Here is a 22,393-nt window from a genome sequence, read left to right as displayed (position 1 = left end):
TCCCTCAGACCTGCTGAAGCGACATAGTACACCGGATCCCGAAGCCGGAAGTTTCCACCGCATTAACCGTATAAGTCGTGCCCAGATCGGTCGTGACCGTCATGTAAGGCGTCAGCACCACCCCGGGCAGAAGCGGAAGATACATCACGGACTGTCCCGGACGCGTTGCTCCCGGAATTCCACTGCCCGAAGACTCCCCTTTCGCCCGCATGATAACGGCCGCCGGACAGTCCGAGACCAGCGTCTCCACCGTTCCCGTAACCCCGCTGACTGTCACGATCCGACTACACACAACACATAAAGGCGGCCGCAGAGGCTCCACGGACGCGACAAAATAAATCCGTCCGTTTGCTACAAGAATATCGGCAACCTGCGTATCATCCCGCCGATCCGTCAGGACATATTCCGTCGGAATCCCCCACCCGATCGGCCGCGCAAACGAAAACCCTGCATCGACGTCAAAAGCCAGCATGGGCTGCGCATGAAGGGTTTCCATCGGCGACAGACCGCCCGAAGGACGATACTGTTCCCCCAAAGCCCCCAGAACGGCCGCCGCCTTCGCATACCCTCGGGAGAGCCTGGCCGCGATCATTGCCTGCTGCACACAGCCCTCCTCAAACCACGATCGCCCGGCCGTCCTGCAGCTCCAGCCCGCCAGCCACCCCCAGAAACGCACACAGACGCCTCCGCCACAGCGTAAACAGCATCACCCGGTCCTGAACTTCCCGACCATTGTGATACCAGCCCGCCGCCCGCGCCGTATCCAGATTGTCCGACGACGCCGTAATCGCATTTTCCAGCGGATAAAGCTGCGCCAGATAAAGCCGGATCTGCTGAAGCTCCGCCCCGGACAGACAATTCATCCGCCATTCCAGCGCCCCTTCCACCTGAAAGAAACGCCACGATTCCTGATTGCCTTCCCGTGACCCGATCGCGGGATAACCACAAAACCGGCGGATATCCATTTTCTCTCCTTCCGAGAGAATATCCGTCGATAAACCAACCGTTCCGGACATGTCATTCTCCCCGCAAGAGAGGCCCCTGCCTTACAGACAGGGGCCGGAAAAACCTCAGAACGTCAGACCAAGCGCATCCGTGCCAAGGCTCTCGATCACGACACCACGCTTGAGATAGCTGTTCGTAGCCGTCGGAATGACCGTCATATCCGCCGTCACGTCGGTCGGCAGTGCAAAACCGCCAATCCAGTACCAGGACTGCGCAATGATCTGGCGCAGACGATCCAGCGGCTCACGTGTCACCATCGCCACGCTGTCCACCATCTCGATCAGCGCACGCTCGGAATCCGGAATATCGGAATGACCCGTGAGCGCGCAGTCACCCTCAATCAGCGCCCCCTGCCCCAGCAGCAGCGCACGATGAATGGAACCGGAACCCAGAGACACCTGCTGCGGCGCTTCCGTCGTCGGGATGAACCGTACGCCCAGAAGCTCGATCACCTGACCGGAACGATACTCTTCCGAACCATAAGCACCACGGTACAGATGCTTGAAATCCGGATCGCGGAACAGCGAGAGAAGCTGCAGATCATCCAGGTAACAGTGATACGCACCATTGATCATTGGCACGTTATTACGCCGCAGCGTCGCCACACCGGCGAGAACCTGCTGGATGCCCAGCGTATCCGCCAGACCGCTCGAGCTAGCCGTCTGCAGTGCCGCCGTGGTCAGACGACCATTCGGACGGATTACCAGCGGCGCCGTGGAGGCCACAACCGCCTGACCTTCCGTCCCATCCGTAACCGATACGGACGCCGAGAACGTCATCTGACCCGAAACACCGCCCGGCGCTGTGGACACATTCGTCGCATCCGCCGTCACACTGACAAGGGTGTAAACATCCCCGCCCACCGTCACGGTCATACCATTGGTCGCGCTGATCGGCGTCACCTGACCATTCACGATCACGGACTGGAAGCCACGAATGTCATCCACTGCAATGGTATTGTCAGCACTCCCCAGCGTCGCCGTCACACGCGTGTTGCCACCCAGGTAACCGCCCACACCATTCTGTGCACCGCCAAACAGCGTATTGCGTGCCAGACGGTCCAGCGACTGCATGGCCTGCACACCATTGGTGTTGGCATTGGCCAGGAACTGCGACGCAATCCCCACACCACTCGTGACCATGTTCAGGTCGATCGTATCGCCATACTGGTTGATGGACAGCGTATACTGCTCGATCGACCAGCCGGACGGGCTCAGACCATTATCGAAATTCGTATTACCCGTCGGGTTCAGCGGCGTCGTCACCGGAGCCTTGAGGCTCTTGCGGGTTTTCGTCAGCGTCTCACCGATGGCATTCGGGAACACTTCACGATCGGCAACCTGCCGGAAACCCAGGCGGGATTTCAGACCATTCTCGAACTCGCGGGCCAGAAAACCCTGCTGAATGGCGGCCTGAAGCTGAACAGGAAAATTATCAATGCTCATGTGTTTTTTCCGTAAATGTGTTTTCTGAACCCGGCCTGCCATCAGGCCCGGTCAAATATCGTCCCGGACCTCAGCCCTGGGCCAGAAACTGCCATTTGCGCGCTTCATAATCCGCCTCGCTGACGGCGCGCGCATTGAACGGTTCGATCCCGCCCGGGCGTGGCGCTGCCTGCCCGACGGTGGTTCCGCTCGAATATCCAGGCCGCAGCACCTCGCCGAACAGATAGGCCCGCTCCTGACGGGCCTGCTGCAAAGCCTCGGCCACACCGACCACGGAACCATCCTCACCCCGATTGATCCCTTCCAGATCAATCAGCCGCACGACATCATCAGGATTATGCGCACCATTGCGGATCGCCTCCGCCCGCAGCGCCGCCACAATGACTTCCCGGTCACTGTCCTGCCGCACCCGGGCCAGCGCTTCCTCATGACTGCGCTGAAGCGTCTCCTGCCGCGTCACAACATCCGTCATTTCCTGACGGACCGCCTCAACCTCGCTCCGCGCTTCATTCAGCGCCCGACGCAGAGCCTCCACATCCTCAATGGTGTCATCAGTTCCGGACATCATTCCCCCGTCAACACTCATGCTTGTTCAGAAGCACACCACTGCTCCAGCATTTTCCATTCCGTATTCGGATCAGAATTTCCCGATGCCATCGCAAACATCCGAACCGCCGTCTCGCGGCTCAGAATTCCATTGGAGACCGCCGCCACCAGACCCTGCGTCAGTGACAGCAGCTCCGGATCGGTAGACGGAAACCATGCCGGCCACCGCAAACTCATGCGGCAGTACGGCAGGTCCTTGACCAGCGTTCCCCCGATCCGCAGCCCGTTTTCCAGAACACAGGAAAACCGGCACGCCATCCGGTAAATCGAGAGCAGCGCTCCCTCACCGTAGGAATGCCGCAGACGATCCACCAGCCAGATCAGTGGCTGACACATCATCTCCATGGCCTTGCCCGACTGCGCACCACCAACCCGGTCGCCATGCGCCCGGTTGCCATGCAGCTGCTCAAGCACCACCAGACGCAGTTCCCGATAATGATCGAGCACCGCCCCCGCCGCATTCCCGTTGATTTCCAGCAGCTTGGCGTCGCCTTCCGGCGGTAGCGTCAGCGCCGAAGCCGCCCCGCCCTGATGCGCCACACCGTCGGAAAACCCACCCGTCTTCAGCACCAGCGTCGGATCGGACCCGTATTTCAGCCCGCGCCCGGCCTGCGACAGCAGATAATCCGCCTCGATGACCGTATCGATGGCGCGCTCAAACGTGCATTCACCTTCCGGATCACGCCCGTAAGGTCCGCCCAGATTGCGCGTCCACACAATCGGAACAAACCCCAGCCCATGCCGCACGGACCGGCTCTCGTCGCGGACCCCGCCATCCATCCCCACAAGCCAGGGCACGGACACCGCACAGTCCAGAGGCGTCCAGATCCGCTGCCACCAGAACTGCGCTCCCAGAAGCTCATCCGCAATCGGATAGCCCTGCGCCGCCAGATCCCGCCCCCGGACCAGAAACCGCTCCTCGACCCGAAGCAGTTCCCCCGTCGCATCATCCCAGAATGGCGTCAGATACGCCGTCTCCAGAACGGACAGCTTCGGAACCCCGGCCGAGACCTCGAACAGGATCGCAACCGACCCAACCGAGCCCAGCCGCGCCGCCTCCATCAGCAGCGACGCCAGCCTGGTCTGCGAAGCAAACGTGCTCAAGGCTTCCGTCACCCGCGCATCATCCGTCACCAGACCCGGCCAGTGCGTATCCCCGAACAGCAGCGAAACCGACTCATCCACCACCGTCCGGCACAGATTCGTCCGCACCGAAGGACGCCGGCTCGACAGCGGGATGTATTCCCCCGCCCCCGACTTCTCCATCGAGAACGGATGCGGCAGCGCATCATACTGCGTCCCGTCCAGAACACGCTTGAGCGCCAGCAGCCGCGCCGTCCGCGCGGACGCACCCGCGGGAACAGCGTAACGCTGTTGCAGGGACAACCAGTCCATGTGTTCTCCATTGTTTCAGGCCGCATCCCGACCCGGAGGGTCAGTTCAGCGCGCCAGCGAAAATCCAGACGAGCTCCAGCCCGTCATGCCGCCACTTCCGGCAAGCATCAGTTCACTCAGCCCCCAGACCATCGCATCCGCCCGGTCAGGAGACCGTGGCCCGCGATATCCACTGACCGAGAAATGACAGAGCTGATCCTCCAGAGCCGTAAAGCGGCCATGATGAACAACCCTGCCAACCTCATAGAGCGCTGCAACCGGCTCTGCGCGTGCCGCCTTACCCCGCGCCGCCGTCACCAGCTTGACCGAGGCATGCGCCCGCACACTCCGGATCGTGCCCTCTACCAGAGCCCCGCCGAAGTTCCGCTCCGCAACAATGCGTTCAGCACCCCATTCATCAAATGCCCGCAGGGCCCGGGCAGCCCAGCCCGCCGGGCTATCCCTGGCAGACAGATCTTCCAGAACATGCCCCACACCAGCCGCATCAACGCCACAGACCACAATCCCGATTTCATCGGACCTGTAATCTTCTGGTCCCGCAGCCCCCGAAGGATCAACAGACACCAGAATACGCCGCATACGGGCCGCCACATCCGCCCGGCTCTGCGCCGTAATCGCCGCCTCACGCTGGAACAACTCCAGCCGCCACAGCGCGCCTTCAACAACCGATTGATATTCACCATAAAGAAACCGCCGCTTTTCCCGCTCAGGGAGCGCTTCAAGGCTGGCGAGATAATCCTCACTCAGATTATCCCGGTTGGCCTGCGGATTGAGGATCATCGTCGCATACAGCGACCTGTCCGCTAACGGTTCCCCCGATTTCGGCTCGATCCCGCTTTCGAAAAGCGCATAAAGCCAGTGCCCCATACTCGGCGGATTGGCATCGATATATTCCTTCACCGCCAGGCCGGTTTTCTGCGCCAGACGCGTCAGAAGCATGTTCCGCGCGCCATAACTGATCTGGCTGGCCTCGTTCAGATAAACCGTCGCAAACTCCAGACCGAGGATCTTCTCGGTCCGCTGCTCGTCATCCAGCCCACCGAAAAAGATCGTCGATCCATTCGGGAACGTCACGACACAGTCCTGCCGGTCCAGCTTCCACCCGACCTGCGGAAAACACATCCGCATGACCTTTGGAAACGTGTCCCGCAGAACCGACGCCTTCAGCGCCGTCAGCCGATGGCGAAAAATACCATGCCGACTGTCCGGTGCCTTCAGCGCCCTGATCACAACGGCCCGAACCAGAACAAAGGTCTTTCCCGACCGCGACCCGCCCCTCAGAAGAATATGCCGCGCCGGCCCACCCAGCAGCCGCACCGCCTCACGCTGCGAATCATTGAGCCTAAAGGGCGCTGTCATCACTGCTGATGCTGATCGAGATCGTCCCCGAACGCCCCTCGGATTCCATACCCGCCCTGAAACGGGACGGACGATGCGCCCGAAGCAGAAACGCCATCAGCCCATCGCTATACCGCTTGCGAACAATCGGATTGCCCGTATCCGGATCACAGACGACACGCCCTGCATACGTAACAGGCTCATCATATCCCTCGATGGCCCTGCGCCGCGCTTCCGCTTCAAGAGCATCCGCAGCCTCTTCCAGAGCTTCCTCCCACCGGGAAGAAAATTCCTTATCCGTATCTTTCCAGAGATATAACGTACTGCGCCGGACCTCAGCGACACGCCCGGCTTCAGAAATATTTCCACTCACAGACAGATGTTCGAGAAATCTCTTCTTCCGTTCCCAAGACTGTTCCCGTCGCAAAGAACATTTACCAGATACGTCTTCATCCATCTGTTCCAACCTTTTTCCCCAGATCGCCCTGAGAACCAACCATCAGACGGCTCTCAGCGAAGCCTCCCTGCGGCTCATCATCATGCCACCCTCCAGCCAGACAGCCCGAACCGGCTTCTGACGGGGCCGATCCCTGTGACCTGTCCCGCGCAGCGCCAGGGTTTCCACATTCCGCTGCGTCTGCTCACGTTCGGCACGGAGCGCCACACGGGAAAGGGTTTCCGGCGCAATCCGCCCAATCACCCGGGCGGAAAGAACCGACCGCTGACAGGGAATGGACCTGCACCGGACATCCAGGCGGGAAAGACCTGCGTCCACCAGTTCATGCCATTCCAGAACGACATCCGCCCGATGAACCGGCTCGCCTTCATAAACGAGAGGACACCCGACAAATGAACCTGCATTTTTCTGAAGAACAATGAATGTCTGCCTGCCAGACAACACAACGCTACCAGAAGAAATTTCACACTTTTCCATAAATCAGGAAACTTCCAAAATAAAAGCCGGCCTTCTTTCGAAAGGCCGGCTTCAGATTTTCATGTCGTAATTCTTCAGTATGTATTTTTTGTATCAAAACTGCGTTCATATATCAAGCGGTAATTTATCGTTAACCAGATTTTTTCCTGTTTTTCTTTTTGGACAGCGTTTCATAGACATGTGCCAGCTGCTCCAGAAGCAGTGCACACTGAGCCGACACCTTCATCCGCGCCCGCCCTTCCGACAGAGCCGGATAGAGATGCCGCGCCATGGCCGAAAACGACATCTCCCGCGCCAGAAGCATCTCCAGACGAACATGCGCGCACAGCCCCAGCATATCACGAATCTGCGTAATCCGCGCAGAACACTGCCCGCGCCCCATCATCCAGGTGTGAATGTCTCCCCGCTCCCTGACACGACCATCAGAAGGCGGATTTTCCACCACCCCCAGAGAGGCAAAGACATATTCGCGATACCAGCGATCCGCAGCAGCCAGTTCATCGTCCCCGATATCGCCCGCGTCATACATCGACTGCACCGCGTTCACGACCCGGAACGTATTTCCAACCTCGCGGATCTCCGAATGGCGGTACCGCTCCCCAGTCGGCCTGACCACACCATCAGACAGTCCCGCAGCAGCAACCGGTATTTCCCGCACCATCTCGAACATCAGTTGATCTCCAGCCCGGCCTCACGGCCACCCATCGGCTGCAATCCCGGAAAGACCGGCACCAGATCCGCACCCCACAGCGCATTCCAGCTCACGGGATGACCGGCAGGAAGCGCCTCAGCCGTTTCCCTGTCCGTCACCATCCGGACGCGCGACGAGGACGTTCCGGATGTTTTTTTGGCAGAACGTCCCCGTCCCTTGCGGGCAATGCCCTGCTCAGGTAGCCAGCCATCGGAAGCAAGCATGGCAGCGAGAGCGCTTGCGGAGACCCGACGGGGTACGGAACCTGACTTGACCTGCCTCATCTCAACATCCTTTATCAGTACAGAACTGTTTCCAACTTTGGCAAAATGCCACAGTGTGTGATAAAAAAAACTTCTTCTGGATTTGGCATAAAGCCATTGCTAAAAAGGCCTCATGGCCAAACACAAGCGCCCGGACTCTCTGACTGCACTCCAACGAGCCATCGGAACTCGCATTTCCTGGGCTCGCGAACTCGTCATGCCCAATCAGAGCGAATGCGCCCGCCTGCTGGGCGTTGACGCTTCGACCCTCAACAAGATCGAACGCGGTGACCGCGCGCCCAGCGTCTTCCTCATTGCGGCACTGTCGAACCGCCTGCGCGTCTCGACAGATTTTCTTCTGAAAGGCGTCCTGAACGGTCGTACCGACGAAGAACTGGCCCTGCGGCTGGCTGCCCTGCACCCAGAACTGGTGCTCCAGCGGCAAGACATGGCTCCGAACACGGACAGAAACACATCTTCCGACACACCTGATCCGCCCAAGAGACCAGATGAGGAGATCCATTAGTGACTGTTTCACCGGTTTCCATACGCATTCAGGCGCCCCCCATTCGATACGACACGATAAGCTCGCCTCATCGATGGAATGAACAAATCGGAAACATCCCCGGTCATCAAAGCGTCTGAATTCATTGACCGGCTCCCTTCCTTCCCCGTTGATCGCCCCCATGACAACCACCGATTAACGATAAATTAATGGCACTGTGCCATTGGGTCAAGGAACAAATATGGCTTTGAGCCATTAAGACAGGTTTTGGCTGCCGCCAATTTTCCGCATTGCAGCCACAATCCGGTATAGCGGACAGGCATCTTCAACCGCATTTCACAGAGAAATCACGCTGAAGAGTTTCATATTACAGCTTTTTTCTGACTGTATATTTTAATGAAATCTGTACTTTTGAAGTACTGATTCAATTATCGAGACATTCCATGTTTGCCCACGCGGACGCTTTTTCGAAAAAAAAGTCCCGACGATTTTTTCACGATCCGAACCGCCGGACAGCCCCTTCCCTCAGACAGGATCGTCCGAGGGGTATCCGCATCATTCAAAGTACTCGCCCTGTCCGCAGAGCTACTCGTGAATGACGTCCAGATCTCCGAACCGGGTATATTCCCCTTCGAAATACAGCTGGATCATTCCGGTAGGGCCATGCCGCTGCTTCTCAAGAATCAGCTCCGCCTTGTTGTGCACCAGAGCCATCTTGCGCTGCCACTCTTCTGTCGCAGCCTGGAACTTGTCATTGCTGTCGTAGGCACTGTCCTTGGGCTGACGCTGCTGCAGGTAATATTCGTCGCGATAAACGAACATGACCGCATCCGCATCCTGCTCAATCGAACCCGATTCGCGCAGATCCGACAGCATCGGCCGCTTGTCCTCACGCGATTCGACCTGACGTGAGAGCTGGGACAGCGCAATCACGGGCACGGAAAGCTCTTTCGCAATCGCCTTGAGGCCCTGCGTAATCATCGAGATTTCCAGAACACGACTGTCAGGCTTCGTTCCGATGGCCGGCCGCATCAACTGCAGATAATCCACCACCACCAGGCTCAGCCCCTGCGTCCGCGCCAGACGGCGGCATCGCGTCCGCATGGCAGACAGGGAAATCGCCGGCGTATCGTCGATATAGAGCGGCAGTCGCTGAAGCTCGCGCGCAACCCGGACAAACCGGTCAAATTCCTTCTGCCCGATATCACCACGACGGATCTTCTCACCCGAAACTTCAGCCTCACCCGAAAGAATACGGGTCGCCAGCTGCTCGGATGACATTTCCAGCGAGAAAATCGCAACCGATCCCTTGGGCTTCTCGCCACTATCTTCGGCATCCCGCAGGATCGAGCGTGCCGCCGAGAACGCAATCTTGGTCGCGAGCGCCGTCTTGCCCATCGCAGGACGCCCGGCAAGGATGATCAGATCCGATGGATGAAGCCCACCCGTCCGCTTGTCGAAGTCCCGCAGACCCGACGTCAGACCCACCACGTCGCCACTGCGCTGATAGGCCTTGGTCGCAACACTGACAGCTTCCGTCAGAGCCTTGGTAAACGAGACAAACCCACCTTCCTGGCCCCGCTCCGTCGCCAGCTTGAACAACGCTTCTTCAGACGCCGCAATCTGATCGGAACCATCCAGATCAGGCCGCGCCCCAAAGGCATTGTTGACGACAGTTTCACCAATATCGATCAGCTGCCGGCGCACCCAGGCATCATGGATCACCCGCCCATAATCACCCGCATTGACGATACCCACCATCGCCGTCAGCAGCTTCGCCAGATAGGCAGGCCCACCCGCAGCATCCAGAACACCGGTATGTTCGAATTCCGCCCGCATGGTCACGGGATCGGCCAACTGCCCCCGCTCGATCCGCCGGGCAATGGCCTCGTAGATCCGTCCATTGAGCGGATCGGAAAAATGAGCCGGTTCCAGAAAGTCCGAAACCCGCTCATACGCCTTGTTGTTGGTCAGAATAGCGCCCAGAAGCGCCTGCTCGGCGGCCGTGCTGGACGGCGGACTGCGCCTCAGCAGGACACCCAGATCTCCGTCGTTCGAGGAAGCATCAGAGACGGTCGGAGAAGAATGCGATTCGATCATGTTCACGCTGCCCTTCTACCATCCTGCATCGCGACCAGAAACGGATTACCGCGCGACCCAGCCATCCTCCGCCAGAACCACACCCGCCAGATAAAGACTGCCACAGATCAGTACCCGCGCAGGCGCACCCCCTTCAGCCACCAGACGCTCCAAAGCTTCCCTGACAGTCGGACCGGCAATCGCCCGCCCCCCCGAAGCCGCAATGATCTCTTCGACCGGCATCGCCAGATGCTGCCCCGGCTCCGCCACCGCCTGAACCGAAGCCGCCCGCTCAACGATCGGTCCCAGAAACCCCGAAGCATCCTTGGTCTGCTTCACACCCGCGATCACATGGACAGGCCGGTCTTTCCACCCATCCAGAACCGTTCCCAGCATCTGACCGGCATCCGGATTGTGCCCACCATCCAGATAGAGTTCCCATCCGGAAGGAAGCATCTGCGCCAGCGTACCATCCAGTTTCTGCAACCGCGCAGGCCAGAAAGTCCTAGAAATACCCTGATAAGCCGAAACCGGCAGACCCAGCCCCGAAACCCGTAATGCGGCCACAGCCAGCGCCGCATTCCCGGCCTGATGCTGCCCTTTCAGAGCCGGCAGCGGCAGCGAGAGCGCACCATCCGCATCGCGATATTCCAGACCATCCGCACGCTCGGTGAAGACAACATCCTGCCCGATCACCCGAAGCGGCGCATTCAGCTCTGAGGCCCGGCGACGAATGACATCCAGCGCCTCCGGTACCTGGGCCGCCGAAACAACCGGCACACCCTCCTTGATGATCCCGGCCTTCTCCCCGGCAATGGCCGCAACCGTACTGCCCAGAAACGCCTCATGATCCAGACTGACCGGTGTAATCACGCAGGCCGCAGGCTTCGGCACGACATTGGTCGCATCCAGCCGCCCCCCAAGCCCGACTTCCAGCACCACCAGATCGGCCGGCACCTGCGAGAACAGCAGGAACCCCGCCGCCGTCAGAACCTCGAAAACCGTAATCGGAGCACCGGCATTGACCTGCTCGACCTTCTCGAGCGCGGCAACCAGAACATCCTCGTCCACAAGCCGTCCCGCCAGCCGGAAACGCTCGGTCACGCTCACCAGATGCGGGCTGCTCATGACATGAACGCGCAGACCACCTGCCTCGGCAATGGCCCGCAGATTGGCGCAGGTGCTGCCTTTGCCGTTCGTCCCGGCCACATGAATGACCGGCGGGAGATGACGCTCGGGATTGCCCAGCTTCGCCAGAAGCGCCTCAAGCCGCCCCAGCGAAAGATCAATCAGCGCCGGATAAAGCTCCTGCAAGCGCGCAAGAACGGCACCCGGCCGTCCCTGATATTCGCCGGACAGCCGAACCGGCGCCCCACGCTCCGCAGTCATCAGGCCGCCGCGTCGGAAACGGTTTTCTGGCGCATCATGATGCCCAGAATCCGCCCCAACAGTTCCGGAAGCTCGGAGCGCTTGGCCACGATATCGACCATGCCGTGCTCACGCAGATACTCCGAACGCTGGAAGCCTTCCGGCAGCTTCTCGCGAACGGTATCCTGAATGACGCGCGGCCCCGCGAATGCGATCAGCGCATTGGGCTCGGCGATATGCACATCGCCCAGCATCGCAAAAGACGCAGAAACACCGCCCGTCGTCGGGTTCGTGAACACGACAACATAAGGCAGCCCGGCTTCCTGAAGCATCTGCACACCAATCGTCGTCCGCGGCATCTGCATCAGGCTGACAACGCCTTCCTGCATCCGCGCCCCGCCCGAAGCCGTATAGACCACCAGCGGCGCCTTCTGCAGAACAGCCAGACGGCAGGCGGCCACGAAAGCCTCGCCCAACGCAGCACCCATCGTCCCCAGCAGGAACTCGGGCGCCATGACGGCCACAACAGCCTTCTGCCCCTTGATCATGCCATGAGCAACGACCAGTGCCTCATCGAGATGGGACTTGTGCCGCGCATCCTTCAGGCGGTCCGTATAACGCTTGGAATCCTTGAACCCCAGCGGATCGACCGGCATCTTCGGCAGCTCGATGGTGGTGTATTCCCCCCCGTCGAACGTCCAGCCCAGACGCTCCTTCGCCGTCGCCCGCATGTGATGCCCGCAATGCGGACAGACCTTCTCGGACCGCTCCAGCTCCTTGGTGAGCATCATCTGCCCGCAGGATTCGCAGTTGGTCCACAGATTGTCCGGCACGTCCCGCTGAAGCAGGCCACGCAGCTTGGGTCGGACGTAGTCGGTCATCCAGCTCATGTCGTCTCGTTACTTTCTGGCCGCCTTCAGGACAAAGGACGGAGTGGGGTTAAAGCCCGGCGAAGGGCTGCATTCTCTGGCGCGTTTTAACGCCCGGAGGCCAAATATGCCAGCCCAACCATCAGCGGGCCCGTCTTATCTCTCCCGCCTGCATCACAAATCATGCCATCTTCCCCGACACGACCCATCACAGCGGACGTCATGTCCGGCATCCGGCCCCTTTCCCGAAAAGGGCCAGCCCGACAGACCACGTCCCTGAACGGAGAAGACCATGTCCGACAGTTTCAACACCATCCGCTTCCCCAGCCCTCAGGGCCTCAAGCCCGGCTGGTTCATTGGTTTCGGAGCTTTCCTGATCATTCTCGGCATCCTGGCCGCTCTGGATGCCATCACCACCACCCTGACCAGCATGGTCATCCTCGGCGTCCTGATGATCATCGGCGGCGTCGCCCAGGTCATGCAGAGCTTCGCCCATCGTGGCCTGCCCGTCCCGAACCAGTGGCTCTCCGGACTGATCGGCGGCCTCTACATTCTCGGCGGCATTCTCCTGATCGAAGAGCCCGCCACCGGTTCGATCTTCCTGACCGCCATCCTCGCAGGCTGCCTTATCTTCGCTGGCCTCGCCCGCACCTTCTGGGCTGGCAGCCACCGCAACAACAGAAGCTGGCTCGCCCTCGCCATCAGCGGCCTTGTCACACTGATCATCGGCATCATGCTCTACATGACGCTGCCCTGGTCCGGCCTGTGGCTGATCGGCATGTTCATCGCCGTGGAACTGCTCATGGCCGGCGTCGCAACCGTCCTCTTCGGACTGTCCCTGCGCAACGACGGCGTCTGAGCATCCCGTTCCGGCAGGCACCAGCCTGCCGGAACCTTAGAAATCAGGCCCGGACGGCCGCCGCCAGGCCTTCAAGCTGCTTCAGAACCGCCGGTACGGTCCGCTCCGTCGCCTGACCATTCTCCAACGTTGAGGCCATGGTCTTGATCAAGGCCGAAGCCACAACCGCCGCATCCCCAATCCGCGACGCCGTCCGCGCCTGCTCCGGCGTGGAAATTCCAAAACCGACAGCGACTGGAAGATCCGTGGCTTCCCGGATCCGCGGCAGCGCCTTCTCCAGATCCGCCGCACTCGCACTATTCGTCCCGGTAATCCCGGTAATGCTCACATAATAGACGAACCCGCTCGCCTCCCGCAGCACATGGAATAGCCGAGAATTGGACGTCGTCGGCGCCACCAGCGAGATGATGTCGAGGCCTGCTTCCCGCGCATGCGCATCCAGCAGATCCGCCTCTTCGGTCGGCATATCGACGACGATAATCCCGTCCACACCCGCCTGAGCCGCATCAAAGCAAAACTCGGCCGGACCATAGCTGTCGATCGGGTTCAGATACCCCATCAGCACGATCGGCGTTTCATTATCCGTCTCGCGGAACGCCCGGACCATCTCCAACACACGCCCCAGCGTCGCCCCGGCCTTGAGGCCACGAAGTGCTGCCGCCTGAATCGTCGGCCCATCCGCGGACGGATCGGAAAACGGCACCCCGATCTCGATCAGATCAGCCCCAGCCGCCGGCATCGCCCGCAGCAGCTCCAGCGAAGTATCATAATCCGGGTCACAGGCCTGCAGATACGGGATCAGCGCGCCGCGCCCTTCCTTCTTCAGGGCCGCAAAACGTGTCTGGATACGGCTCACAGCTTCACTCCCAGATGATGCGCCACAGTAAAGATGTCCTTGTCTCCACGCCCGGAGACATTCAGGACAATGATCTGGTCCTTCGCCATCGTGGGCGCGATCTTCATGACATGCGCCAGCCCATGCGCGCATTCGAGCGCTGGGATAATGCCCTCTGTCCGCGTGCAGACCTGGAACGCCTCAAGCGCCTCCTCATCCGTCACACCCACATATTCAGCCCGGCCAATATCATTCAGCCAGGAATGCTCGGGCCCGATCCCCGGATAATCCAGCCCCGCGCTGATCGAATGAGCCTCCTCGATCTGACCGTGCTTGTCCTGAAGCAGATACGTCCGGTTGCCATGGAGCACACCCGGTCGCCCACGGGAAATGGAGGCCGCCGTCTTCCCGGAATCCAGCCCATGCCCCGCAGCCTCGACGCCGACCAGCTTAACGGACGCATCATCAAGGAAGGGATGGAAAATCCCCATCGCATTCGAGCCGCCCCCGATGGCCGCCACGATCACATCGGGCAGACGCCCTGCGGCCTGGGTAATCTGTTCCTTGACCTCAACCCCGATAACAGACTGGAAATCACGAACCATCTCCGGATACGGATGCGGCCCGGCCACCGTGCCAACAAGGAAATACGTGTCGGCGACATTGGCCACCCAGTCACGCATCGCTTCGTTCATCGCATCCTTGAGCGTTCCCGCCCCGGCCGTCACCGGCTTCACTTCCGCGCCCAGCAGATGCATGCGGAACACATTTGGCTTCTGCCGCTCGACGTCGGTTGCGCCCATGTAGATCGTGCATTTCAGCCCGAAAAGCGCACAGACCGTCGCCGTCGCCACACCGTGCTGCCCCGCGCCGGTCTCAGCCACAATCCGCGTCTTGCCCATCCGCCGGGCGACGAGAATCTGGCCCATGACGTTGTTGAGCTTGTGCGAGCCGGTATGGTTCAGCTCTTCACGTTTGAAGTAGACCTTCGCCCCGCCAAGCTCCTCCGTCAGATGCTGCGCAAACCACAGCGGGCTCGGGCGACCAACATAATCCTTCAGGTAATAGTCCAGCTCCTTGCGGAATTCCGGATCAGCCTGCGCGGCGCGATAGGCCTCATCCAGCTCAAGCAGCAGCGGCATCAGCGTTTCCGCAACGAAGCGGCCACCGAAAATCCCGAACCGCCCCCGGTCATCCGGACCGGAACGGAGGGAATTGACCAAAGGAGGGGACAGGGGGGAAGATGTGTTCGTCATACCGCACTCGGCTCCACTTCAGGGCCCCAATGCGATACCAAGGGCAGCCCGCGCCGTCCATCCATCTCGCTGATTTCCGACGCTTCCTGAAACAATTCCGGGACAGGACCTTGCGATCCCGCTGCAGTCAGGACATGAGAGAGCCTCACAGCCATTTCATTTGTCCCAAGGATCTGCCTGATGTTCCTCGTGCGCCCCGCTGGCGTTCCGGCCCGGGAAATCGGACCGGATGTCGATATTTCCAAAGCGGTCTGGCTCGATCTCATCAATCCGACCACGGACGAAATCGACCGTGCGGAAAAGGCCCTTGGCACCCATATCCCGCGCCGGGAAGAACTTGAGGAAATCGAAAGCTCCTCCCGCCACCACGAAGAAGGTGGGGTCCTCTATCTTTCAACTCCCCTCGTCAGACGCGCGGAAGACACGGCATTTTCCCTGCCGATCGGCTTCGTCCTGACCGACAGACGCCTCATCACCGTCCGTTATGCCGACTATTATGGCTTCGACATCGTCGGTCGCCGTCAGGCCGAACGCGACCCCGCCAAAGGCGAGCCCTCCGCCAACGAAATCCTCGTCGAGATCATCGAGGAAGTCATCAACCGTCTGGCAGACATCCTGGAAGGCCTGGGCCGCGACCTCGATGCCATCTCCAAACGGGTGTTCAACACCGACCGCCCCCGTGACCCTGCCCGGGCCGGTGAGATGCTGCGTGAAACCCTGCGCCGCCTCGGCCATGGCGGCGACCTTGCCTCCATGACCCGCGACAGCCTGCTCGGCCTGGACCGGATCCTGATCTATATCGGCGACAGGACAGAAAAAGACCCCCAGGCCCTGAGAACCCGCATCAAGGTCGCAGGACGCGACATCGCCTCCCTCAACGACTTCGATGCCCAGACCGTCAACAAGGTCCAGTTCCTGCTCGACGCCACACTCGGCTTCATCAGCATCGAACAGAATGACGGCATGAAGGTCCTGACCGTCGTCAGCGCGATCGGCATCCTGCCGACCCTGATCGCCGGCATCTACGGCATGAACTTCCACAACATGCCCGAACTGTCATGGAAATATGGCTATCCCTACGGCCTGACACTCATGGTCCTGTCGGTCGTTCTGCCACTCTTCTGGTTCTGGCGCCGCGGCTGGTTCGGCGCCCGTTAGGGCGCCTCTTCCACCCGAAGCCCCGGCCCCACGGACCGCTCCGGCAGAACCGAGCGCTGATACGCCACCGGAAACTGCCGGAGCTGCTTTTCCCACAAAGCCGGCTCACCATTGCCGTCCTTCGGCAGGACCACACTGTCCACCCCGCACCGACGCAGAAACGCCGCCTGGTCCGGCAGGATATGCCCTTCCGCGCGGATCTCGCCCGAAAACCGCAGATATTCCCGAAGTTCCCGCGCCTGCGTGAACCCACGCCCATCCCGGAAAATCGGGAACCGAAGCACCACAAGATCCAGCCGGTTCAGATAAGGCTTCAGAAGTGCGGGATCATCCGCACTTTCCAGCAGAACCGCCCGCGCATCATCCCGCTCTGCCAGTTCTGCAAGCGTCACCAGCACATCATGAACCTGTGCCGACCGCTCGCCGAGTTCAAACAGTTTCATAAGCCGCCTCCCTGAAAGGCTCATGCCCCAGCCGCGTCAGCGTATCGAGGAACGTCTCCCCGCTCTCCCGGCGCCCGAGATAGCAGTCCACAAGCCGCGCAATCGCATCCACCGTTTCGTCTTCCGGCAGAGCCGCCCCCAGAATCGTCCCGATCGCCGCGCCATTCTCGGCCCGGCCACCAACCGTCAGCTGGAAGAACTCTTCCCCGCGCTTGTCCACGCCCAGAAGTCCGATATGCCCGGCGTGATGATGCCCGCAGGCATTGATGCAGCCCGAGATATTGATCCGCAGCGCCCCGATTTCCGCCTGAAGCGCCGTATCCGCAAACCGGGCCCCGAGCTTCTGCGCAATCGGAATGGACCGCGCATTCGCCAGCGCACAGTAATCCAGCCCCGGACACGCCACGATATCGCCGATCAAACCGATATTCGCTTCCGCCAGCCCGACTTCCGACAGACCCAGCCACAGATCCCGCAGCCGGTCCTTGCGCACATGTCCCAGAACCACATTCTGCAGATGCGTAATCCGGATCTCCCCGAACGAATACGCATCCGCCAGATCCGCCAGACGCGCAATCTGCGCCGACGTCGCATCGCCCGGAATCCCGCCCGCCGGCTTCAGCGAAATCGTGGCAATGATATGCCCCGGATCGCGATGGACATGCGTATTGCTCCGCACCCAGCGGTCAAAAAGCGGATCATCCCGCCGCTGCTGCGCCAGAACCGCATCTGCATCGGCCGGAGCCTCAAGCAGAGGCACAGCAAACCGCGACCGGATTGCCGCAACCGCCTCCGGCGTCAGCCGATACCGCTCCAGATCCATCTGGGCGAGTTCCGCTTCCACAGCCTCGCGATAGGCCTCGACCCCGATCGCCTGGACCAGGATCTTGATCCGCGCCTTGTAGATATTATCCCGCCGCCCATGCGCATTATAGACGCGCAGAATGGCCTCAAGCGTCGCCAGAAGATGCTCTTCCCGCACGCTGTCGAACAGTTCTTCACCAATGACCGGCGTCCGCCCCAGACCACCACCCACGAAAATCCGGAACACCGGCGCCCCATCCTCACCCGGACGGGCCAGAATCCCGATGTCATGGAATCGCGCCGCCACCCGGTCATTCGGACTGCCCGAAATCGCAATCTTGAACTTGCGCGGCAGGAACGTGAACTCGGGATGCAGCGTAGACCACTGACGCAGGATCTCCGCATGAACCCGAGGGTCCACCAGTTCATCCGCCGCCGCTCCTGCATACTCATCCGCCGTCACATTACGGATGCAGTTCCCACTGGTCTGGATGGCATGCATATCCACCTCAGCCAGCTCACGCAGAATGGCCGGCGTATCCTCAAGTCGGATCCAGTTGAACTGGATGTTCTGCCGCGTCGTGAAATGCCCGTAATCGCGGTCATACCGCCGGGCAATCTCGCCCAGCTTGCGCAACTGCCGGCTGTCCAGAATCCCATAGGGAATGGCAACCCGCAGCATATAGGCATGAAGCTGCAGATAAAGCCCGTTCATCAGCCGCAGCGGCTTGAACTCGTCTTCGCTCAGCGTCCCGTCCAGACGACGCTGCACCTGCCCCTCAAACTCGGCAATCCGCGCCTGAAGGAAATCCCGGTCTATCCGGTCATACTGGTAATGGCCGACAGGAATGCTCACTGTTCGGTCTCCACTGCAAATTCGGGATGAACTGTCGGGCCATGCGCCCGGATTTTTTCGCGTACGGTGACGGGTTCCGGAGGCACAACAGCCTGCACCGCCGTATCATAGACACCCACCACCCCATCACGCTGGGCCTCTGCCACCACGCGCGCGAGCACTACTTCCGCCTCATCCGCATCCAGAAGGGCCGCGCGTCCAATGTGAAGATCCCACGTCCCGTCCGCACACCACCAGACGGTACGACCATCCAGCAGGCGGTTGGCAGTCAGAACCAGCTTCTGGCCAGGTTCAAGTCGGACAGGACGTTTCATCAGCGCTCACCTTCCTGATGAATCCCGACCTGACCTTCAGACCGGACCCATCATGAATCCGTCCCTGTTCCCACGCCTGAACAGCAGAGCGCAGGCATATCAGAAACAGGAAATTCACCACAGCAGATCAAACATTGATCCATCATGGTAAGATATCCAGCCCTGTAAAACCTATTTCGTGGTTTTTACAAAATACTTTTTTTACTGGTTATATGGAGAAGGAAATCGGTGCCCGGCTTGGACGCTGCATTCCGGCCTCTTCCGCATTCTGCAGCAGATGTTCCAGCGTGACGGACGCCATCTTTTCCGAAACCTCATGATCCACTGACTGCCAGAACGGCTCCAGAACCTTGGTCCGCAGAAGATTGACCCCATCCCCCGGCATTTCCGGATCTTCCGTGACAGTCCGGACGATCTCGTTCAGCGTGATGGTCCGCGGCGGCCGCCCCAGGCGATAGCCGCCCTTGGGCCCACGGACACTGGAAAGCAGACCGGCCCGGGACAGCGCCTGCAGCACGGGCTCAATCCCCCGACGCAGCATGTCACCACGTCTGGCAATATCCGCACCACTCACGACCCCGGATCGGCCCGCATGGAAAGCGACATCCAGCATGATGGATATGGCGGTCAAAGCTCTATCACGGCGGAGATACATGAGAATTCCGATTTGCTGCGACAGACGATATCATCATGACATAGTCCGATTTCAGTTCGTCTATCTTGTTTTCCATGCTGGAATGTCAATCGCCCCGTGAGGGGTTCTCCTGATTTCCAACATATTCCCGATGAAAACGGTGCCCCAGAGACGTCAGGACCTCGTATCCGATCGTTCCCGCCGCTTCCGCGACATCATCGACACTGCGTCTGGGCCCGATCAGATCCACCATCATGTCGGGACCAAGTTTTCCTTCCGGCACCTCTGAAATATCCACGATCAGGGAATCCATCGAGACTCGCCCCAGAATCGGCAGACGGATATCCTCGAACCACGCACAGCCCTGCCCGGCGCCATGCCGGGAAAAACCATCCGCATACCCGACAGCCACCGTCGCAATCCGGCGCACGCGGTCAGGCCGATAGGTCAGGCCGTAGCCAACCCCCTCACCTGGCAAAATCTCACGGATCTGCAGAACATGGGCCTGAAGCCGGACCACCGGCGACAGCGGATTGGGGCCAGTCCGGTTGGGTGCAATTCCATACAGTGCGGCACCCGGTCGCACGACATCCAGATGATAGTCCGTCCCCAGAAAAATCCCCGACGACGCAGACAGACTGAGCGGCGCAGGCGGCAGCCGCGCGGACATCTGCAACAACCGGTCTTTCTGGGCCTGATTGGCAGGATGATCGGGCGTATCGGCACAGGCCAGATGGCTCATGACAAGACCGACGTGCAGCCCGTCCACAAGCCCCTTATCCGCCTGAAGGGTTTCAAGATCGGCGTCAGAGAGACCGAACCGTAACATCCCGCTATCAACCTGAAGCGCCGCTTCTGGGAGCCCGCCTGTCCACGAGCCCTCGTCGCGCCACAGCGCAATCTGCTCAAGACTGTTCAGGACAGGCCGCAGACCATAGCGCACGCAGTCTCCAGACGCCCCGGGGCGCGGTCCATGCAGCACCGTAATCCGGGCCTTGTCCGACACAACGGACCGCAGCCTGATGCCCTCATCGACATGCGCGACAAAGAAATCCGTGGCTCCGGCATTCTCCAGAACCGGGGCAACCCGCTCGATTCCCAGCCCGTAGGCATCCGCCTTGACGACCGCCGCACACGAAGCGCCTGAGGCCAGCGTCTGAAGATACCGGTAATTGGAAGCAATCGCGTCCAGATCCACCGTCAGGCGGGCACCGGCACGATAGGAAGGCCACAGAGGATCAGGACATGCGCTCATCATGAAAGATGAGACTATCCTCTTCCCGATCAGAATATCCTGCCGGACGACCGCATAATCTTTCAGTTAACAAAAAATCTATGATCGAAAATGCGAAAATAGACCGATAATTCCATCATGATCTTCGACCGCATCACCGAATCCATCCTGCGCATCCTCCAGCACGACGGACGCCTCAGCAATGCCGAGCTGGCACAGCGCGTGGGCCTCTCCCCGTCGGCCTGCCTCCGACGCGTGCGCCTGCGTGAAGAACAGGGCGTCATCCGGGGTTACCGAGCCGTCATCGACGAACGCTCGGCCCACAAACTCACGACCGTTATCGTCCAGATCACCCTTGAGCGCCTGACGGATGAAACGCTCCGCCGATTCGAAGCCCGTATCCGCGAATGCCCCGATGTCCGGGAGTGTTATCTCATGACGGGTGAGGCCGATTACCTGCTCCACGTCGCCGCACGCGATCTGGCGGATTACGAACGCATCCACAAGGAAGAGCTCTCCCGCCTCCCCGGCGTCGTCCGCATCCAGAGCAATTTCGCAATCCGCCCCGTCGTCCAGCGCTGGATCAGCCAGGATTCCTCCTGAGTCGCCCAAAATCAAAAATGCATTTGCGAACCATTTGCATTTGAACTAGGCTCGCTTCATCGGTCCCAGTGAACGGAAGCCTGCTTCTCCATGATCGTCTGCTCGTGCAACGCGCTGTCCCATCAGGATATCGAAATCGCAATCCACAACGGAGCATCCCGACCGGCGGAAATCTACTCAGCCCGGAAATGCAAAGCCAAGTGCGGCAACTGCGTCCCCGGCATCGTCTGCCTGCTGCGCTCGGCCCTTCAGAAAGCCCAGTCCGAACAGACACATCTCAACGCCGCATAAAAAAACAACCCGGACAATGCCGGGTTGCTTGAACGTCATACTGTAACGCTGCTTCAGTCCTGATCGGGTGCCGAAGCGGAGTTCTTCTGGATGTAACGCTCGATCCCAACCTGCTTGATCAGGTCGAACTGACGGTCAATGAAGTCCTCGTGCTCTTCTTCGTTGACGAGGATTTTCAGCAGAAGATCGCGCGAGACATAGTCCCGGACGCTTTCACAGTAAGCGATCCCTTCCCGCAGATCCTGAATGGCCTTCTCTTCAAGCTTCAGATCGCATTCCAGGACTTCCTGAACCGTCTGGCCAATCAGAATCGGGTTCAGACGCTGAACATTCGGCAGACCACCCAGGAACAGGATCCGCTCGATCAGCCAGTCCGCATGACGCATTTCCTCAATGGACTCGTCATATTCCTTCTTCCCCAGATGGGTCACACCCCAGTGCCGGAGCGTCCGGGCATGAAGGAAATACTGGTTGATCGCTGTCAGCTCATTCGTGAGCTGCGTGTTAAGATGCTCGATCACAACAGGATCTTTGATAGCCATGGTCCCAGACTCTCCGAAAAAAGGTGAAGATATCGAACACGGGGAACAAAGGAAAATCATATTCCC

At 60.0% G+C, this 22,393-nt stretch carries 26 protein-coding genes; 6 read left to right on the top strand and 20 right to left on the bottom strand.

All coding sequences use genetic code 11. The annotated features are described in order from the left end of the window. Nucleotides 1-4: 4 nt before the first annotated feature. From GLS_RS06600 to GLS_RS06570, 7 genes are all read right to left on the bottom strand, one after another. Nucleotides 5-604 (bottom strand): hypothetical protein, encoded by a 600-nt coding sequence (locus GLS_RS06600; protein ID WP_193363796.1) that lies wholly within the window; start codon nt 602-604, stop codon nt 5-7. Between the two features lie 10 nt (nt 605-614). Then, nucleotides 615-1,016 (bottom strand): hypothetical protein, encoded by a 402-nt coding sequence (locus GLS_RS06595; protein ID WP_011252768.1) that lies wholly within the window; start codon nt 1,014-1,016, stop codon nt 615-617. Nucleotides 1,017-1,070: 54 nt separating this feature from the next. After that, the gene (locus GLS_RS06590; RefSeq protein WP_041111633.1) at nt 1,071-2,450 is read right to left on the bottom strand and encodes a hypothetical protein; all 1,380 of its coding nucleotides are present in this window, start codon (nt 2,448-2,450) and stop codon (nt 1,071-1,073) included. Nucleotides 2,451-2,520: 70 nt separating this feature from the next. Beyond that, a complete protein-coding gene (locus GLS_RS06585; RefSeq protein ID WP_226986531.1) occupies nt 2,521-3,018 on the bottom strand; it encodes a phage scaffolding protein in 498 nt (165 codons plus the stop codon). Between the two features lie 14 nt (nt 3,019-3,032). After that, a complete protein-coding gene (locus GLS_RS06580; RefSeq protein WP_041111632.1) occupies nt 3,033-4,451 on the bottom strand; it encodes a phage portal protein in 1,419 nt (472 codons plus the stop codon). Nucleotides 4,452-4,496: 45 nt separating this feature from the next. After that, nucleotides 4,497-5,810, bottom strand: a complete 1,314-nt coding sequence (locus GLS_RS06575; protein ID WP_041111631.1) for a phage terminase large subunit — start codon at nt 5,808-5,810, stop codon at nt 4,497-4,499. Next, nucleotides 5,794-6,162: a hypothetical protein gene (locus GLS_RS06570; protein ID WP_226986530.1), complete on the bottom strand. Its 369-nt coding sequence runs from the start codon at nt 6,160-6,162 to the stop codon at nt 5,794-5,796. Before GLS_RS06570 ends, GLS_RS06575 begins: the two co-directional genes overlap by 17 nt. A 6-nt stretch (nt 6,163-6,168) precedes the next feature. On the opposite strand from GLS_RS06570, the gene GLS_RS13395 reads away from it, so the two are divergent. After that, nucleotides 6,169-6,642 (top strand): hypothetical protein, encoded by a 474-nt coding sequence (locus tag GLS_RS13395; RefSeq protein WP_162472128.1) that lies wholly within the window; start codon nt 6,169-6,171, stop codon nt 6,640-6,642. A gap of 211 nt (nt 6,643-6,853) precedes the next feature. Here GLS_RS13395 and GLS_RS06560 read toward each other — a convergent pair whose 3' ends face one another. Both GLS_RS06560 and GLS_RS06555 read right to left on the bottom strand, forming a co-directional pair. Further along, nucleotides 6,854-7,393, bottom strand: coding sequence for a hypothetical protein (locus GLS_RS06560; protein WP_011252761.1), 540 nt, complete (start codon nt 7,391-7,393; stop codon nt 6,854-6,856). Beyond that, entirely contained in the window at nt 7,393-7,698 is a 306-nt protein-coding gene (locus tag GLS_RS06555) for a hypothetical protein (RefSeq protein WP_041111629.1), read from the bottom strand. Before GLS_RS06555 ends, GLS_RS06560 begins: the two co-directional genes overlap by 1 nt. A 196-nt stretch (nt 7,699-7,894) precedes the next feature. Here GLS_RS06555 and GLS_RS06550 point away from each other — a divergent pair, with 196 nt between their 5' ends. Continuing rightward, nucleotides 7,895-8,203 carry a helix-turn-helix domain-containing protein gene (locus GLS_RS06550; RefSeq protein WP_011252760.1) on the top strand — a complete coding sequence of 103 codons (309 nt, stop codon included), beginning with the start codon at nt 7,895-7,897 and terminating at the stop codon, nt 8,201-8,203. Between the two features lie 564 nt (nt 8,204-8,767). On the opposite strand, the gene GLS_RS06545 is transcribed toward GLS_RS06550, so the two are convergent. From GLS_RS06545 to accD, 3 genes are read right to left on the bottom strand one after another with little or no spacing between them, the layout of a single operon-like run. Then, complete coding sequence (locus GLS_RS06545) at nt 8,768-10,282, bottom strand: replicative DNA helicase (RefSeq protein WP_011252759.1); 1,515 nt, start codon at nt 10,280-10,282, stop codon at nt 8,768-8,770. Nucleotides 10,283-10,327: 45 nt separating this feature from the next. Further along, nucleotides 10,328-11,650, bottom strand: a complete 1,323-nt coding sequence (locus GLS_RS06540) for a bifunctional folylpolyglutamate synthase/dihydrofolate synthase (RefSeq protein ID WP_041111628.1) — start codon at nt 11,648-11,650, stop codon at nt 10,328-10,330. Then, nucleotides 11,650-12,519: an acetyl-CoA carboxylase, carboxyltransferase subunit beta gene (gene accD, locus GLS_RS06535; RefSeq protein WP_011252757.1), complete on the bottom strand. Its 870-nt coding sequence runs from the start codon at nt 12,517-12,519 to the stop codon at nt 11,650-11,652. The genes GLS_RS06540 and accD overlap by 1 nt, the downstream gene beginning before the upstream one ends. A gap of 271 nt (nt 12,520-12,790) precedes the next feature. On the opposite strand from accD, the gene GLS_RS06530 reads away from it, so the two are divergent. Next, nucleotides 12,791-13,357: an HdeD family acid-resistance protein gene (locus tag GLS_RS06530; RefSeq protein WP_041111627.1), complete on the top strand. Its 567-nt coding sequence runs from the start codon at nt 12,791-12,793 to the stop codon at nt 13,355-13,357. 43 nt (nt 13,358-13,400) lie between these two features. On the opposite strand, the gene trpA is transcribed toward GLS_RS06530, so the two are convergent. Both trpA and trpB read right to left on the bottom strand, forming a co-directional pair. Further along, complete coding sequence (trpA, locus tag GLS_RS06525) at nt 13,401-14,213, bottom strand: tryptophan synthase subunit alpha (protein WP_041111626.1); 813 nt, start codon at nt 14,211-14,213, stop codon at nt 13,401-13,403. Next, nucleotides 14,210-15,448 (bottom strand): tryptophan synthase subunit beta, encoded by a 1,239-nt coding sequence (gene trpB, locus GLS_RS06520; RefSeq protein WP_041111625.1) that lies wholly within the window; start codon nt 15,446-15,448, stop codon nt 14,210-14,212. Before trpB ends, trpA begins: the two co-directional genes overlap by 4 nt. Before the next feature lie 180 nt (nt 15,449-15,628). Here trpB and GLS_RS06515 point away from each other — a divergent pair, with 180 nt between their 5' ends. After that, entirely contained in the window at nt 15,629-16,606 is a 978-nt protein-coding gene (locus tag GLS_RS06515; protein ID WP_041111624.1) for a magnesium transporter CorA family protein, read from the top strand. Here the strand turns inward: GLS_RS06515 and GLS_RS06510 are convergent. From GLS_RS06510 to alr, 5 genes are all read right to left on the bottom strand, one after another. After that, nucleotides 16,603-17,049: a DUF934 domain-containing protein gene (locus tag GLS_RS06510; protein WP_041111623.1), complete on the bottom strand. Its 447-nt coding sequence runs from the start codon at nt 17,047-17,049 to the stop codon at nt 16,603-16,605. The genes GLS_RS06515 and GLS_RS06510 overlap by 4 nt on opposite strands. Then, entirely contained in the window at nt 17,036-18,709 is a 1,674-nt protein-coding gene (locus GLS_RS06505; RefSeq protein ID WP_041111622.1) for a nitrite/sulfite reductase, read from the bottom strand. Before GLS_RS06505 ends, GLS_RS06510 begins: the two co-directional genes overlap by 14 nt. Continuing rightward, entirely contained in the window at nt 18,706-19,023 is a 318-nt protein-coding gene (locus GLS_RS06500) for a DUF2849 domain-containing protein (protein WP_041111621.1), read from the bottom strand. Before GLS_RS06500 ends, GLS_RS06505 begins: the two co-directional genes overlap by 4 nt. 208 nt (nt 19,024-19,231) lie before the next feature. Next, complete coding sequence (locus GLS_RS06495) at nt 19,232-19,678, bottom strand: RrF2 family transcriptional regulator (protein WP_011252749.1); 447 nt, start codon at nt 19,676-19,678, stop codon at nt 19,232-19,234. An 85-nt stretch (nt 19,679-19,763) separates the two neighbouring features. Continuing rightward, nucleotides 19,764-20,912, bottom strand: a complete 1,149-nt coding sequence (alr, locus tag GLS_RS06490; RefSeq protein WP_041112732.1) for an alanine racemase — start codon at nt 20,910-20,912, stop codon at nt 19,764-19,766. A gap of 117 nt (nt 20,913-21,029) precedes the next feature. Between alr and GLS_RS06485 the strand changes: the two genes are divergently transcribed. Both GLS_RS06485 and GLS_RS06480 read left to right on the top strand, forming a co-directional pair. Then, a complete protein-coding gene (locus GLS_RS06485; RefSeq protein ID WP_041111620.1) occupies nt 21,030-21,494 on the top strand; it encodes an Lrp/AsnC family transcriptional regulator in 465 nt (154 codons plus the stop codon). Between the two features lie 90 nt (nt 21,495-21,584). After that, entirely contained in the window at nt 21,585-21,785 is a 201-nt protein-coding gene (locus GLS_RS06480; RefSeq protein ID WP_024717021.1) for a (2Fe-2S)-binding protein, read from the top strand. Between the two features lie 53 nt (nt 21,786-21,838). On the opposite strand, the gene bfr is transcribed toward GLS_RS06480, so the two are convergent. Continuing rightward, nucleotides 21,839-22,327 (bottom strand): bacterioferritin, encoded by a 489-nt coding sequence (bfr, locus tag GLS_RS06475; protein ID WP_024717020.1) that lies wholly within the window; start codon nt 22,325-22,327, stop codon nt 21,839-21,841. Nucleotides 22,328-22,393 lie beyond the last annotated feature (66 nt).

Source organism: Gluconobacter oxydans DSM 3504 (assembly GCF_000583855.1).
GTDB classification, from domain to species: Bacteria; Pseudomonadota; Alphaproteobacteria; order Acetobacterales; family Acetobacteraceae; genus Gluconobacter; species Gluconobacter oxydans.
Note: the sequence above shows the minus strand (reverse complement) of the source record. Positions and strands in the feature narration are given on the sequence as shown.